Below are 15310 nucleotides of genomic sequence, written 5' to 3'. Positions count from 1 at the left end.
CGGGCCCGGCCCCCGCGACGGCGGGTCCCGGTTCTGAGCGCGTTTGTAGTGCACGAGTTGAGAAGTAAGGAGGAGCCGCATGTCGGTCTCCATTAAGCCGCTTGAGGATCGCGTTGTTATCCGTCAAGCTGAAGCAGAAACGACCACCGCTTCCGGTCTGATCGTTCCCGATACCGCTTCGGAAAAGCCCCAGGAGGGCACCGTTCTGGCGGTGGGCCCGGGCCGCATTGATGATAAGGGCAACCGCGTTCCCATGGATGTCAAGGTGGGGGATGTTGTGGTGTACTCCCGCTACGGTGGCACCGAAGTCAAGTACGGCGGGGATGAATTCATCATCCTCTCCGCGCGTGACGTGCTCGCCGTGGTGGAAAAGTAACATCAGCTAGGCGGCCTAGATAGCGCTAGGCAGCGCCGTTTTTGCGGTAGCTAGTAGCGCCGTGATTCGGCGGCAGCGTAGTACGTGGTGGGGCTGGCTCTTTCGGGCCGGCCCCACCACGTTTTACCTGAGCCGTAGCCTCGGCCTCCGCGAAACTCCGGTAAAGTTGCGGTGGAACATAACAAGGAGGTTCTTGTGGCAGCTGCGGCTCAGCGGGCGAATTTGCATCGGACAATTTGGCGAGTTGCCAACGATCTGCGCGGGAGCGTGGATGGCTGGGATTTCAAAGCCTACGTGCTGGGCATGCTCTTCTACCGTTTCATTTCCGAGCACATCACGAACTGGGTCAATAAGATCCAAGCGGAAGCGGGGGAGACCGGTTTCGATTACACGAAGCTTTCTGACGACGACGCAGAGCAGGCCCGCGCCTACCTTGTCCAGACCCTCGGATTCTTTATTGCGCCTTCTGAACTGTTCCAGAACATCCGCAAGGTTGCCCCGCGTGATCCTAATCTGAATGAGACCCTTGCCAAGGTATTCTCAAGCATCGAAGCTTCGGCCACGGGTAGCGAATCCGAAGACGATATGAAGGGCCTCTTTGAGGACATCAACGTCAATAGCCCTCGGCTGGGTAACACCATCGAGCAGCGAAATGACAAGCTCGTGAAGTTGCTCGATGCTATCGGTGACCTTGAGTTCGGCAATTACCAGGATGCCGATATTGATACTTTCGGTGATGCCTACGAGTACCTCATGACGATGTATGCGTCGTCGGCCGGGAAATCGGGAGGCGAATTCTTCACCCCGCAAGACGTTTCGGAACTGATCGCCCGCATCACCGTCCTAGGTAAGCGACGGGTGTCGCGCGTGTATGATCCGGCCTGCGGTTCTGGTTCGCTGCTCCTTAAATTCGCTAAGGTGCTGGGCCGGGATAACGTGGAGGAAGGCTTCTACGGTCAGGAAATAAACCTCACCACGTATAACCTGTGCCGCATCAACATGTTCTTGCACGGCGTGAACTTCTCCAAATTCAATATCGCCCTGGGGGATACTCTCACCGCGCCGGCGCATTGGGATGACGAGCCCTTCGAGGCGATTGTTTCCAATCCTCCCTACTCCACGAAGTGGATCGGCTCGGATTCGCCCACGTTAATGAACGACGAGCGCTTTTCTCCGGCGGGTGTGCTTGCCCCGAAGGGTAAGGCTGATCTGGCTTTCACCATGCATATTCTTTCCTGGCTGGCGGAAGATGGCACGGCTGCTATTGTTCAGTTCCCCGGGGTGCTCTACCGCGGCGGGGCAGAGCAGAAGATCCGCAAGTATTTGGTGGACGGCAACTATGTTGATGCCGTGATCCAGCTACCGGTGGACCTGTTCTACGGCACCACTATTGGCACGTGTGTTCTGGTGCTTAAGAAGGCCAAGAAGGATTCGAACGTTCTGTTCATTGATGCTTCTCAGTTGTTCGAGCGGTCTGGCACGAAGAATCAAATCACGGAGGCTTACCGCGAGCAAATTCTGGATGCCTATGCGAAGCGGGAAAATCAGGAGCATTTCGCCCAGCTTGTTCCCATGAGCGAGATCGCGGAAGCCGATTACAATCTGTCGGTTTCCAGTTATGTGGAGCCCGAGGATACCCGGGAAAAGATCGATATCCACGCGCTCAATAAGGAGATCGAGGGGATCGTGGCCCGCCAAGCCGAGTTGCGCGCCGCTATCGACGCGATTGTCGCGGATCTGGAGGGTGCCAAGTGAGCCGCATTGACGAACTGATCCAGACGTACTGCCCGAATGGCGTTGAATACATTCAACTAGCTGACATTGGCCCGTTCGAATCAGGTTTAAGGTCCAAAACCAAGAGTGATTTTGGGCGAGGGAACGCTTTCTTCATTCCCTACAAGAATGTTTTTAATAACATTGCGGTGGATCTAAGCGATCTTGAACGAGTCGCGATTGGGGATCGTGAGAAGCAAACTCAGATTCATCGCGGTGACTTAATTTTTACGGCTTCGTCAGAGAATTTAGACGAAGCAGGTATGACATCGGTTATGACTGTTGAACCTAAAGACAGGATCTATCTTAATAGTTTTTGTTTTTTGGTTAGACTTCCTGAGCGAGTTCGTCCGGATTTTGCCAAATATCTATTTAGATCAACGGAACTAAGGAAGCAGATAGTCAAGTGCGCCAACGGCGTAACCCGTTTTAATCTATCTAAACAGCTTCTTGCTAAAGTGAAATTCCCGGTTCCACCGTGTGAAGTTCAAGACGAAATAGTGCGAATCTTAGATGCATTCACTAAAATGGAAGCGGAGCTGGAAGCGGAGCTGGAAGCGGAGCTGGAAGCCCGTACTATGCAATATGGGCATTATCGGGATGCTCTCATTGATTTTAAAAACACTAAAAATCATCTTGGCGAGAATCCTACTACTCGGCTACTGGGAGACATGTGCGAGATAGTTCGGGGTGCTTCACCTCGTCCGATTCGGTCATTCATTACAGAGCCCGGTGAGGATGCGCTTCCATGGATCAAGATTGGCGACGTTCCGGCTGAAGGTAAGTATGTTACCGATACGGAGCAATACGTGACCTTGGCCGGTGCCGAGAAGTCGCGCATCGTAAATCCTGGCGATTTTATCCTTTCTAATTCGATGAGTTTTGGCAGACCGTACATTTCGCAAATTCGAGGGTGCATACACGACGGGTGGTTGAAGATATCGGGGTTTGAAGACTCGTTTTTGCCTGATTACCTATACCACGCTCTGCGTAGCTCGGACGTCCAACGACAATTTACTTCCGCGGCAGGTTCGGGAACGGTTAGCAATTTGAATGCGCAGACAGTTCGAAACACCTTAGTTCCAGTACCCCCACTCGCCGAACAAGAACGCATCGTCGCTATCCTCGATAAGTTCGACGCCCTTGTCAACGATATTTCCTCGGGTCTGCCCGCGGAGATTGAGGCTCGGCGCAAGCAGTATGAGTACTACCGTGACCGGCTCCTGAGTTTTGAGGAAGCCAAATGACCAGTTATCTTCCGATTGCCGCCAGCGACGATGCGACCGTCGTCGCCACATATGACCCGCCCACGCGTCAAGCCGCAGGGTATCAATCCGAAGCAGCGCTAGAAAAAGAACTCATCGCGCAACTCCAGCGGCAAGAATACGAGTACCTGCCCATCAAAGAAGAAGCAGACCTCGAAAACAATCTGCGCGCGCAACTTGAGGCCCTCAACGGCATCCGCTTCGATGCCGATGAATGGGCGCGTTTTTACAGCATGCAGCTCGCCAATAAAGCCGAAGGGATCCTGGAAAAAACCGCGATTATTCAGGCGAATCCCGCGGCGCTGGTACTAGTCCGCACAGACGGCAGCCAGAAGAATATCCACCTTTTCGATAAGGAAAATATTCACCGCAACCACATGCAGGTCATCAACCAGTACGAGGTGGAAGGCCGGCATCACAACCGCTACGACGTGACTATCCTGGTGAACGGTCTGCCGCTCGTACATATTGAGCTCAAGCGGCGCGGCGTGGAACTGCGCGAAGCGTTCAACCAGATCAACCGCTACCAGCGCGATAGTTTCTGGGCGGGCAGCGGCCTGTTCCAATACGTCCAGCTTTTCGTGATTTCCAACGGTACGTACACGAAGTACTACTCCAATACCACGCGTTTTGAGCACGTGAAAGGCCAGAATTCCGGGCATAAGAAGGCGAGCGCCGCGAGTTTCGAATTCACCTCCTGGTGGACAGACGCGCGCAACCGCCATATCACCGACCTCATGGATTTCGCGAAGACCTTCCTCTCCAAACGCACCCTGCTCAACATCATTTCGCGATTCTGCGTCTTCACCTCCGAGAAGAACCTCATGGTGCTGCGGCCCTACCAGATCGTGGCCGCCGAGCGCATTATCAACCGCATCCGGATCGCCACCAATTACAAAAAGCTCGGGAGCATCGAAGCTGGCGGCTATATTTGGCACACCACCGGCTCGGGTAAAACCCTCACCAGCTTCAAGACCGCCCAGCTCGCAACCCGCATCGAGGGAGTGGATAAGGTTCTTTTCGTCGTCGACCGAAAGGATCTGGACGACCAAACCAAGAAGGAATACGAGACGTTCCAAAAAGGCGCGGTCAATTCCAACCGCTCCACCGCCGAGCTGGCCCGGCAGCTATCTAACCCGGCTGCCCGCATCGTCATCACCACGATCCAGAAGCTCTCCAACTTCGTGCGTGCAACCAAGACCCACGATGTCTACAACAGTCATATCGTCATCATCTTCGACGAATGCCACCGCAGCCAATTCGGGGATATGCACAAGGCGATCACGAAAGCCTTCCGGAACTACCACCTCTTCGGGTTCACCGGCACCCCGATTTTCAACGAAAACAAGGCAAGCGGTTCCTCGCTTGCGATTCGTACGACGGCGCAAGTCTTTGGTGATCGCCTCCACTCCTACACCATTTCGGACGCGATCACAGACGCCAATGTGCTGCCTTTCCGCATCGACTACGTCAACACCGTGCGGGCCCGTGAAGGCGTGGAGGACGAGGAAGTAGCAGCCATCGCCACCGAGGCAGCCCTCCTAGACCCGCGCCGAATCAGCCAGGTTGTGGCTTATATCCTTGAGCATTTCGATCAGAAAACAAAACGGAACGAGCACTACTCCCTCAAAGGCAAGCGCCTCTCCGGCTTCAACTCTATTTTCGCAACCGCCTCCGTCAACGCCGCGAAACTCTACTACACGGAATTTGCTCGGCAACAAGAGAACCTGCCAGCGGAGCGGCGCCTGAAAATCGCCACGATCTTCACCTACGCGGCGAACTCAGATGAGTACAGTGGCGACGGCCTACTCCCCGAAGAAGACTTCAACGCCGAGGCGCTTTCGTTGCCGGATCGGGAATTCCTTGAGGGAGCCATCGCCGATTACAACGCCATGTTCGGATCGAATTTCGATACCTCGGCAAACAACTTCGGCAACTACTACGAGGACGTTTCCAAGAAGATGAAGACGCGTGAGCTGGATATGCTCATCGTGGTCAATATGTTCCTCACCGGATTCGACGCGAAAACCCTCAACACTCTGTGGGTGGATAAGCATATGCATCACCACGGGCTGCTCCAGGCGTTCTCGCGGACCAACCGGATTCTCAACTCCGTGAAAACTTACGGGAATATCGTTTCCTTCCGGAACCTCGAAAAGGAAACAAACGATGCCATCGCGCTGTTCGGAAACAAAGAAGCGCAAGGCATCACCGTGCTCAAGCCTTTCGCTGATTACTTCTCCACGTACGTAACGAAGATTGATGCTCTACGGACCTGGGAACCCGGCGCGGTTATCGCCAGCGAAAGCCAGCAAAACGCGTTCATTCAGGTATTTGGAGAGCTGCTGCGCCTGCGCAATATCCTCACCGCTTTCGATGAATTCGAGGGACAGGACCCGCTTTCCCAGCGCGATCTGCAGGACTACCAATCCACATACCTTGAGCTATACCGGGCCCGGCGCAAGCAAAGCGAAGGCGATGTTGAGCGCATCAATGACGACCTCACTTTCGAGATCGAGCTCATGAAGCACGTTGAGGTCAACGTTGATTACATCCTCATGCTGGTGGAACGCTACCGGGCACAGCACGAAGCTGGATCGCGAGCCGAGATTCGCGAAGAAATCCGGCGCGTGGTCAAATCCAGCCCGAGCCTGCAGAACAAGCTTGACCTTATTGAGCGGTTTATCGAGTCGGTCTCCGTGACCGGTGAGATTGACCAAGAATGGGAACAGTATTTAGCTGAACAAAAGGCTGCGGAAATTGAACAACTGGTGCGGGAGGAAAACCTCAAACAGCCGCAAACGGATACTTTCATCGATATGGTCTTCCGGCGCGGGCGTTTGGTGGCCTCGGGTGCGGATATTGAAATCATTTTGCCGGCCGAATCGCTCTTCGGGGCGGGTAAGAACAGCCGCATTGCCCGCAAACAGCGTGTTATCGAGAAGATCAGCCTTCTGCTGGACCGCTTCCGTGGGCTCGGCGCCCCGGCTAACGCAGAAAGCTATGCGGTGGCTGATGCCGGTGAATATGTTTGAGGTGGGAGCGGTGCATAGTTTCATAGCCCCACGGCAAGATTGACGAGCGGACGGTGAGATGGCATTCCAATACTTGCATCCGGAGGAAAAATTCCAGGTGTGGACGCTCATCCATTACGCGGATGCCCACCCGGACAACATACTCGATATTCATTACGAAGAAGGCGAGCGATATCGCTGCCTCTTAGACACTGCGTATGAGAGCGAGAACGGAGGGGAACTCGATATCGAACCGGAGGATCCACTCTACGATGAGTTTCTCCAAGTAGCGATGGAGATCATTGAGATCATTCATGATGGACCACGGCGCTACAACGCTTCTCTCACTCTTGACTATCGAGATTTTCCCACCCTGATTATCGACTCCGTCACCGGCGAAACCGTGTATTCGGCTAGTAGTGATCCTCTGCGCGGGTAGTGGATTGGAGGGAGATCTTCGGTGGCGCTTGCGCGAACCCCGTGGAGTCTGGACAGAGTGTGCATTCTGGACCGTTCGGGTCGTCAAGTGTGCGTCAGGAACAGAAAATCAGAGGAAAACTGTCCGCCACGCACACTTTGTTTTCTAGCTGAATATGAAGGAAGGGGAGGCTCCCGGAAAGTATCCGGGGTCTCCCCTTCCCTTGCCGAGGCGGGATACCGGCCAGTAGACCGGCATCCCGCGGGCGTTAGGTGTTAGCGGGTTGCAAGCAGTGCTGTGTTAGCGGCGGAGCATTGGTGTATCTACGCCATCACCATCCCAATCGCCCACGAGCAGCTGGTCGCCGGGATTTCCGTACGACAGTGCCACATCAGCATCGCCGCTCTTGAGCGAGTTAGCCACAAACACCTGGTTGCCGCGGCGTACCGCGAAGGTATCCTTACCATCGCCATCCCAGTCACCAACAAAGATCTGGTCACCGGCCTTGCCGTAGGAGAAGGACGTTTCCGCCTTGCCACCCGCGAGGGTGTTATTCACGAAGAACACATTCCCACGCTGGACCGCAAAGGTATCCTTGCCATCTCCGTCGAAATCACCGGAGAGCAAAACATCGCCAGCGCGCCCGAAGCTGAATACCTGGTCAGCGTCCCCGGAACGAATCGAGTTAAGGACAAATACTTGGTTGCCGCGGCGTACCGCGAAGGTATCCTTCCCGTCACCATCCCAGTCACCAACCACGATGGTGTCACCTGCACGCCCGAAGGAAATCACTTCATCGGCCACGCCTCCGGTGAGGCTGTTCTGGATGAAGATCTGGTTACCGCGCCGGACAGCCAAGGTTTGCCGGCCATCACCATTCCAGTCCCCGGCCAGGATTTCGTCACCGGCTCGCCCATAGGAGAAACCTGGCTGGGCTGCCGTGGACTCCCAATCATTGGATAGATAGAACGTATTGCCGGTGTTACCCGTTTTCCCTGGAACGTCAGTTGCGCTCGGGGTAGGCGCCGGGGTCGGATCTGGGTTCACCGTGGGAGTCGGCTGCACTGTCGGATCCGGCTTTTCAGTAGGAGCTGGCTTTACTGTTGGCATCGGCTGGGCCGTAGGCGTCGGCTGCACCGGGGGAATGGGCGTGGCCGAGGGTACGGGCTTTGCCGAAGGAGCCGGTTTCTCGGTGGGCGTCGTCGTTACTGAAGGAGTAGGTTTCGGATCGGGTTGCGCAATACCTGCCGATTGCTCCAGCCCGGCCAGGGTAAATTTCGCTTGTTTGATATACGCAAGATCGGTGCGCACATCGTATCCGCGCCCGGACGTGCCCTTCCAGGAGTGCGAGAAGTCCTTATCCCAGTGGCCATACGAGTGCATGATGAACGTGCCGTCGGGCAGCGTTGTGATGCCCGTATACCCGGTATCCCCGCCGTAACGATTATTCGACCAATCGCGCTCCAGCAGGATGCGATACTGGCCCGGGCGCTGCTGCATTAAGTCATCGAAGGTGCCGACCCAGGCCACCCAGTTCCCGGCCTTCCAATCACTGGCACCATCGTGGCGGCCGTTGCCATTGAGGTCATAGCGGATTTCCCGCATGGGAACCACCACCCGGCCGGAGACGGGATCATATGCAGGCTTATGCCGCTCGCCGGCAAGAGAACCGGGAAGCTCCACCGGCTTCGACCAGGTCTTGCCCTCATCCTTGGACACGATCATCGTGGGCAGATGCGCGTGGGACTGGCTGCGTGCCAAACCGACAATCTGCTTGCCATCGGGAGACCGGAACATCCCGATCTCACACATCTGATGGGACTTTTCAATATCGCGATGTTCGGCCAGGTAGGGAACCGGATCGGACCACTTCTCCACCCCGTTCTCGAAAGTGAGGTAGGTCTTGTAATTGACGAAATCGTAATCGTGATAGACGCCCATCCATTTTTGGATTGGCTGGCCGGCGTCGTCGCGCAATTGCACTAAGGAAGCCATGGCAACAATCGCGGCATTATCCTTCCCATCGTGCTTGCGGACCGGGTGGAAATTGTTGTATTCGCTCCACGTTTCGCCATTGTCATCCGAATACGAGGTATTCCATCCGTAACGATGGCCGGCATTATCAACGCCCCAGCCCGGATTAGCGGTAATAAGCATGAGTCGCTCCGAGCCGTCTGCCCGGATGAGGGAATACAGGGTAGGAGTTTCCTGCGAGCCGGTCCACGACTTCGGGGTATCGGTCTTTTCCGTCCACGTTTTACCCTGGTCATCCGAGATCATCATGACCAGCGGGCCCTTGCCGTGCCCGGCCGGGAACGCGGAAATCAGCCGCCCGGTTTTCGTCTGCACCAGATCGGGCTGCCCCAAATACTGGCGATTCCCGCCCGGCTGGCGCATCACCGTTCTGATATTGGCGTCATTGAGCTTGTATTCCGGGATTGTATTGCGCAAGGGGAGCTGGGGCCCCGGAGCGTTTTGATCGGGATTCTCCTGGTCAGAATCTGCTTTGCCGGGGGTATTTTGCGCGGGATTCTGCGGGCGCTCCTTATCATAGAGAGCCTTCACATCGGCCGCGCTCAGCGCGGAATTGTAGACCGCAAGTTCGTCAATGGCCCCGGTGAAACCAGTTCCACCAATAACATCCGCGGGAATAAGCACGCGATGATTCTTCGTCCAGAAGTTCTTATCAACAGCCTGGCCGTTGACGTACATCGTCATGCCAGCAGACTTCGATTGCGTCCACGCCACGTGGTACCAGGTACCACCGGCAAAATCGTATTTGAAAGTAAGCACATCGCCGCGGCCCTTACCAACATGGAATCCAGCCTGGCGGCCCGCGGCTAATTTCAGATCAAAAGAAAAATCCTTCTTGCTATCCATGAGTACGGAGGTGCGCTCACGGGGTTCCGCATCCGAGCGCACCCAATAGCTCACCGACCACGGATCATTCTCAGAAATAGATATCGGCTGGGAAAAGCTGATACCTTTGCCGTTCTCCACCCGCAAGGCAGTGCCGGACACGCCATCCACCAGCGGTGCCTGTGCCTGATCTGGATTGCGCTGCCCCGCGGAATCCGCGAGATTCGTATCAAAGGTGTACTTATGAATGGGGGTAGCTGCCTGTGATGCGTGGGCGATAAGGGTACTGCCGCCCGGCAAGGTGAGGAGTAACGCACCGGCAACAGATATAAATCGGTATAAACGTTTCACCACTATTCGCTTTCGATGAATTTGACAGTTATGAGCACGGAGCTTCCGCGACATTGCTTCCGCCGCAACCCGGGCCAGGGGTTGCCGTGCTCGTGTACAAGATCACCGGTTCTTGTTCTGAACATACTAGGAGCGTGGCCGGGCGGGAGTAAGTGCCTTTTGGTCCTAAAGTCTGACAACTTTTTGTGAGGTGAAATACATTCGGGTTGCATGGTGGCGGGGATGGCACGTAGCTGCGGCGTCGTTCAAAAAGGATCCGGAGGCCGTGACCGAAATTTGTCTGACCTGCGCAAATGTGCGCGCTGTGCGGGTGTTGGCTCTTTTCTCGGAGCCGCCGGCGCAGTACTTTAACTTCCATGTGCGGAATTGTTGGGTACGCGGGCCCGCGCTCGCGAGCAGAACAGGGAAGAACGAACGGCGCTGAAACGGCAGGCATCAGCGCCCAGGCCGAAGCCACTACCGGCGCCTCGACCGGCGCGACGCAACGCGGATTGCAGGTGGTGCTGGAAGGCTTAGCCCGCCTGGAATACCGCGGCTATGATTCGGCCGGGGTGGCGGTGGCTGGGCCGGAAGGCTTGCGCGCGGTCAAGCGCGCCGGGCGCCTCGATAACCTGCGCCGGGCCCTGCGGGACACCCCGCTGCCGCCCGCGCAGGTGGCTATCGGGCACACTCGCTGGGCTACCCACGGTTCGCCCTCGGACACCAATGCGCATCCCCACGTTTCTTTCGACGGCCGGGTTGCTATCGTCCACAACGGCATTATCGAAAACTACCGCGAACTCGCGGAGGGTCTTGCGGCCGCGGGTATTACGCCCGTCTCCGATACCGATTCGGAAATTGCGGCGCATATCCTCGCCCAGCAGCTTGCTGTGGTTGAACAAGACGGCGCCGCGGTCGAACAAGACGGCGCGGCGGAGCCCACCACCGCGGAGCCCGGCTCAGGCTCCGCCCTCTTCCGAGCCATGCTCGCCACCGCGAATATCATCGACGGCTCCTTCACCCTCGTTGCCATCGACCGGGATCACCCCGATACCGTGGTATCCGCCCGGCGGAACTCCCCGCTGGTCATCGGTCTGGGCGAGGGGGAGAACTACCTGGGTAGCGACGTGGCCGCTTTCATCTCCGAAACCCAGCGCGCCCTGGAAGTTCCGCAGGATACCGTGGTGGAAATCAGCGCGGATGCGGTGCGGCTCCTCGGCTTTGACGGCTCGCCGCGCGCGGGCAAGGAATTCACGGTGGATTGGGATGCTTCGGCCGCTGTCAAAGGCGGATACGCCACCTTCATGGACAAAGAGATCCACGAGCAGCCGCGCGCCGTCGCCGATACCCTGCGCGGGCGCGTGGTCAATGACTCTCTCCAACTCGACGAAATGCGCATCAGCGAAGCGGTGCTGCGCACCATCGATAAAATCATCGTCATCGCCGCCGGCACCGCGTCCTATGCCGGGCAGGTGGCGCGCTACGCCATCGAGCATTGGTGCCGCATCCCGGTGGAGGTGGAGCTCGCCTCCGAATTCCGTTACCGCGACCCGGTGGTGGGGGAGAAGACGCTCGTCGTCGCCATTTCGCAATCCGGGGAAACGATGGACACGATTATGGCGGTGCGCCACGCGCGCGAACAGGGCTCGAAAGTCCTCGCCATCGTCAATACCTACGGCTCGACCATCGCGCGTGAATCCGACGCGGTGCTCTACACCCACGCCGGTCCCGAAATCGCGGTTGCTTCCACGAAGGCCTTCGTGGCCCAGATCACCGCGTCCTATCTGCTCGGGCTCTACCTGGCTCAAATCCGCGGCAATAAATTCCGCGATGAAATCACCGGCTACCTCGACGAACTCGAAAAAATGCCGGCGCGCATGGAAAAAATGCTCGCCCAGGAACCGCAAATCCGCGCCCTGGCCCGCGAACTCAAGGGCGAAAACTCGGTGCTTTTCCTCGGCCGGCACGTCGGCTTCCCCATCGCCCTGGAAGGCGCCCTCAAACTCAAAGAAATCGCTTACGTGCACGCCGAAGGTTTCGCCGCCGGGGAACTCAAACACGGCCCCATCGCGCTCGTGACCGACAACCTACCGATTTTCGTGATCGTCCCGACCCCGCGCCGCCCTGAGTTGCACGCGAAAACGCTTTCGAATCTGCAAGAGGTTCGTTCGCGCGGGGCACGCACCATTGTGGTTGCGGAGGAGGGCGACGACGCCGTTCGTGATTTCGCCACCTCGGTATTCTGGGCGCCCCGCGGCACGCCCACCCTCATGATGCCGCTCGTCACCGTGATTCCCTTGCAGATCTTCGCTTCGGAGATGGCGGCGGTGCGCGGCTACGACGTGGACAAACCGCGTAACCTGGCCAAATCCGTGACTGTCGAATAGCGGGCCGGGCGAGGCGGGTGAGCCAGGCCGGGTGAACCGGACGCGCCGCCGCATTCGTGGCCGCCCGCCGGCCCGGGCCACCCCGCGCTCACTTTCCAGTCACGTTCAATTAGCCGGGTGTTTACCCGCGCTTCCTATGGTGACGGTGTCCTATTTCCCTCGGATGAAGGAACACCATGACCATATTTTCCCTGCGGCGCATGACCGCTTTCGGTGCGGTCGCGGTCCTGGGCGCGGGCGTGCTCACCACGCCGGCCCAGGCCGCGCCAGCCGACCACGTCACTATCGATATCGCGGCGATCTCTGATTTCCACGGCCATATCGAGAACGCGGCTGCCCTCGACTACCAGATTGACGAGCTGCGCAAGGCCAATCCGAATACCATTTTCGTGGGGAACGGGGATCTGGTGGGCGGCTCCGCCTACGTGTCCTCCATCGCGAATGACCAGCCCACCCTCGATATTCTCAACGCCATGCAGCTCGACCTTTCCGGGGCGGGCAATCACGAATTCGACCAGGGCGTCAAGGATTTCGAGAACCGCATCGTCCCGGCTTCCGAATTCCCGTGGACCCTGGCGAGCGTGGGCGGCATCGATACCGAAAAGATCGCCCCCTACGCCTCCAAGACCGTGGGCGGGGTGCGGGTGGCTTTCGTTTCGGGCGTGACCGACGAGCTCAATACCCTGGTGTCTCCCACCGCAATTACCGGCCTGGATATTAAGGATCCCGTCAAGGCCGTGGATGCACAGGCTGCCCTGCTCAAGGATGGGGACGAAAGCAACGGCGAGGCGGATATCGTCGTCGCCCTTATGCACGCCAATAATGCGGTAGCGGCAACGCTCGGAGGCGATGTGGACGCCGTCGTCGCAGGTCATACGCACCTCACCGTGGATAGCGTGACCACGCCTTCGGGCGCACCGGTTCTGGAAGTGGGCGAATACGGGCGCACGTACGGCCGTTACACTTTTGTGTACGACGCCGCAGCTAAGAAGCTCGTGAGCGCTACCGCCGCCAACGTTGCTATTGACTACAAGAATGCTCAGGCCCCCAAGTCCGCCGATATTGACGCGATGTACCAGGCTGCCGAAACGAAGGCAAAGGAACTGGGCGCCCAGCAGATCGGAACCATTAAGGGAATCGCGAACCGCGGTACCAATAACGGCACCGATACCGGGGCGAATCGCGGGACGGAATCCTCGGCCGGCAATATGATCGCCGAAGCGTTCTACCAGTACTCCCAGGGTATGGAAAAGAAGGCCGATTTCGGGATTATTAACCCGGGCGGTATTCGCGCGGACCTGGACCCCAACGGGGACGGCATCGTCACCCTGGAAGAGTCCTACACCGTGCAGCCTTTCGGGAATTCCTACGCCACCGTGGACCTGACCGAAGCGCAGATCTACACCATGCTCGAACAGCAGTGGAATGACAAGGAAGGCGCCTCGCGGCCCATGCTGCGCCTCGGGCTTTCCTACAATATGCATTACGTTTTCGACGCCGCCGCGGATGCCACCCCGGGCCAGCGCGTCAAGGCCGTGTACATCAACGGCGAGAAACTGGATCGGGCGGGGCAGAAGGTCTATACCGTGGCCTCCAACCAGTTCATCCTGGCCGGTGGTGACGGCTTCACGGTGCTCGGCGAAGGCAGCAATTACGCCGATACCGGGCTGATCGATAACGATGTATTCAACGCTTTCCTCAAGGCCAACCCCGGCTACCAGGTGCGTTACAACCAGACCTCGGTGGGTATCACCGGGGAAGATGCCCTCAAGGCTGGGGAAAGCTCTGAGCTGAGCTTCTCCTCGCTGGCCCACACCTCCACCGAACCCAAGGGTGAGAAGGTCACCGTGTACCTCAACGGGGTGGAAGTGGGCAGCGGCGCGCTGGATACCACCGTGACTCCCTCGCTGGATAACACCGGCCGGGCCACCGTGACGGTCAAGGTGCCCGCCGATGCCCCCGCAGATTCCGTGCTGCGGGTGGTGGCCGGGCCCACCGATCTGTCCTTCCGAGTGGCGGTTGCTCCCGCCGCGGTGGCGCCGGACCCGGGTGCGGGCGAGGAGTCGGGCGAGCCGGAACCCACGCAACCGGGCAAGCCTGGCGCTCCTGCGGGCAACCGCTTCATCGCCACCAATAACTGGAACGCGGGTGCTGGCAGCATTGATGCCGGCTACGGGCGCTCTGGCGAAAGCTTTATTTACGGGGATTGGGATGGCGACGGCGTGGATAGCCTCGGCGTCGTGCGCGGCAACCAGTTCCTCCTGACCAACGGCTTTGCCGGGAACGCCACCGAGGTATTCGCTTTCGGGAAGGCCGGTGACCGGGTGCTCGTCGGCGACTGGAACGGGGACGGCAAAGACACCGTGGCCGTGGTGCGCGGAAACACCATTTACGCGGTGGATTCCCTGCGCGGCGGCGCGGCGGATCATGTGTTCACCTTCGGGCGCCACGGGGATACCCACCTGGCTGGCGATTTCAACGGCGATGGCCGTGACGAAGTAGCGGTCCAGCGCGGCAATACCTTCTTCGTGCAGGACTCCCTGGGCGGGGCTGCCAATGCCGCCTTCTCCTTTGGCCGTGCCTCGGATATTGCCCTTGCCGGTGATACCGATGGGGACGGGAAGGACACCATCGTGGTGGTCCGCGGTAACGCCTACTACGTTGCCGGTTCCTTGACCTCCGGGCCGGCCAGCGCGGTGTACTCCTTCGGGAAGCACACCGATACGCACCTTCTGGGTGACTGGAATGGCGACGGCGTTGATACCCCGGCCGTCCACCGAGTCCGCTAAGCGTCCGCTAAGCGTTCGCTAAGCCCTCGCTAAAAAATCCGCAGCAGCACCGCTGAGCAATATTTGCCGGTGCTGTGCATCGCTAGCCCGCATGCTGCC

8 protein-coding genes are annotated in these 15310 nt (G+C 58.1%); 7 read left to right on the top strand and 1 reads right to left on the bottom strand.

Annotation, left to right across the window (positions count from 1 at the left end):
- Positions 1-79 precede the first annotated feature (79 nt).
- The 5 genes from groES (at position 80) to QP305_RS03600 (ending at position 6867) form a co-directional block, all read left to right on the top strand.
- The gene (gene groES / locus QP305_RS03620) at positions 80-376 is read left to right on the top strand and encodes a co-chaperone GroES (RefSeq protein WP_016443059.1); all 297 of its coding nucleotides are present in this window, start codon (positions 80-82) and stop codon (positions 374-376) included.
- A gap of 195 nt (positions 377-571) precedes the next feature.
- On the top strand, positions 572-2131 hold the full coding sequence (locus tag QP305_RS03615; protein ID WP_284904056.1) for a type I restriction-modification system subunit M: 1560 nt from the start codon (positions 572-574) through the stop codon (positions 2129-2131).
- Positions 2128-3396 (top strand): restriction endonuclease subunit S, encoded by a 1269-nt coding sequence (locus tag QP305_RS03610; protein ID WP_284904055.1) that lies wholly within the window; start codon positions 2128-2130, stop codon positions 3394-3396. The genes QP305_RS03615 and QP305_RS03610 overlap by 4 nt, the downstream gene beginning before the upstream one ends.
- A complete protein-coding gene (locus QP305_RS03605; RefSeq protein ID WP_284904053.1) occupies positions 3393-6449 on the top strand; it encodes a type I restriction endonuclease subunit R in 3057 nt (1018 codons plus the stop codon). Before QP305_RS03610 ends, QP305_RS03605 begins: the two co-directional genes overlap by 4 nt.
- 58 nt (positions 6450-6507) lie before the next feature.
- Positions 6508-6867: a hypothetical protein gene (locus QP305_RS03600; RefSeq protein WP_284904052.1), complete on the top strand. Its 360-nt coding sequence runs from the start codon at positions 6508-6510 to the stop codon at positions 6865-6867.
- A 279-nt stretch (positions 6868-7146) separates the two neighbouring features.
- Here QP305_RS03600 and QP305_RS03595 read toward each other — a convergent pair whose 3' ends face one another.
- Complete coding sequence (locus QP305_RS03595) at positions 7147-10059, bottom strand: LamG-like jellyroll fold domain-containing protein (RefSeq protein WP_284904050.1); 2913 nt, start codon at positions 10057-10059, stop codon at positions 7147-7149.
- A gap of 353 nt (positions 10060-10412) precedes the next feature.
- Between QP305_RS03595 and glmS the strand changes: the two genes are divergently transcribed.
- Both glmS and QP305_RS03585 read left to right on the top strand, forming a co-directional pair.
- Positions 10413-12422, top strand: coding sequence for a glutamine--fructose-6-phosphate transaminase (isomerizing) (glmS, locus tag QP305_RS03590; protein ID WP_284904049.1), 2010 nt, complete (start codon positions 10413-10415; stop codon positions 12420-12422).
- Between the two features lie 176 nt (positions 12423-12598).
- The gene (locus QP305_RS03585) at positions 12599-15211 is read left to right on the top strand and encodes a 5'-nucleotidase C-terminal domain-containing protein (RefSeq protein WP_284904048.1); all 2613 of its coding nucleotides are present in this window, start codon (positions 12599-12601) and stop codon (positions 15209-15211) included.
- Positions 15212-15310 lie beyond the last annotated feature (99 nt).

The sequence above is a fragment of the Actinotignum timonense genome, assembly GCF_030216305.1.
GTDB lineage: Bacteria > Actinomycetota > Actinomycetes > Actinomycetales > Actinomycetaceae > Actinotignum > Actinotignum timonense_A.
The sequence above is the reverse complement of the archived record's forward strand: the minus strand, read 5'-3'. Positions and strand labels throughout refer to the sequence as shown.

Coding starts and splice junctions, on each gene's coding strand:
- groES (WP_016443059.1), top strand. CDS start 80: ATGTCGGTCTCCATTAAGCCGCTTGAGGATCGCGTTGTTATCCGTCAA.
- QP305_RS03605 (WP_284904053.1), top strand. CDS start 3,393: ATGACCAGTTATCTTCCGATTGCCGCCAGCGACGATGCGACCGTCGTC.
- QP305_RS03600 (WP_284904052.1), top strand. CDS start 6,508: ATGGCATTCCAATACTTGCATCCGGAGGAAAAATTCCAGGTGTGGACG.
- glmS (WP_284904049.1), top strand. CDS start 10,413: ATGTGCGGAATTGTTGGGTACGCGGGCCCGCGCTCGCGAGCAGAACAG.
- QP305_RS03585 (WP_284904048.1), top strand. CDS start 12,599: ATGACCATATTTTCCCTGCGGCGCATGACCGCTTTCGGTGCGGTCGCG.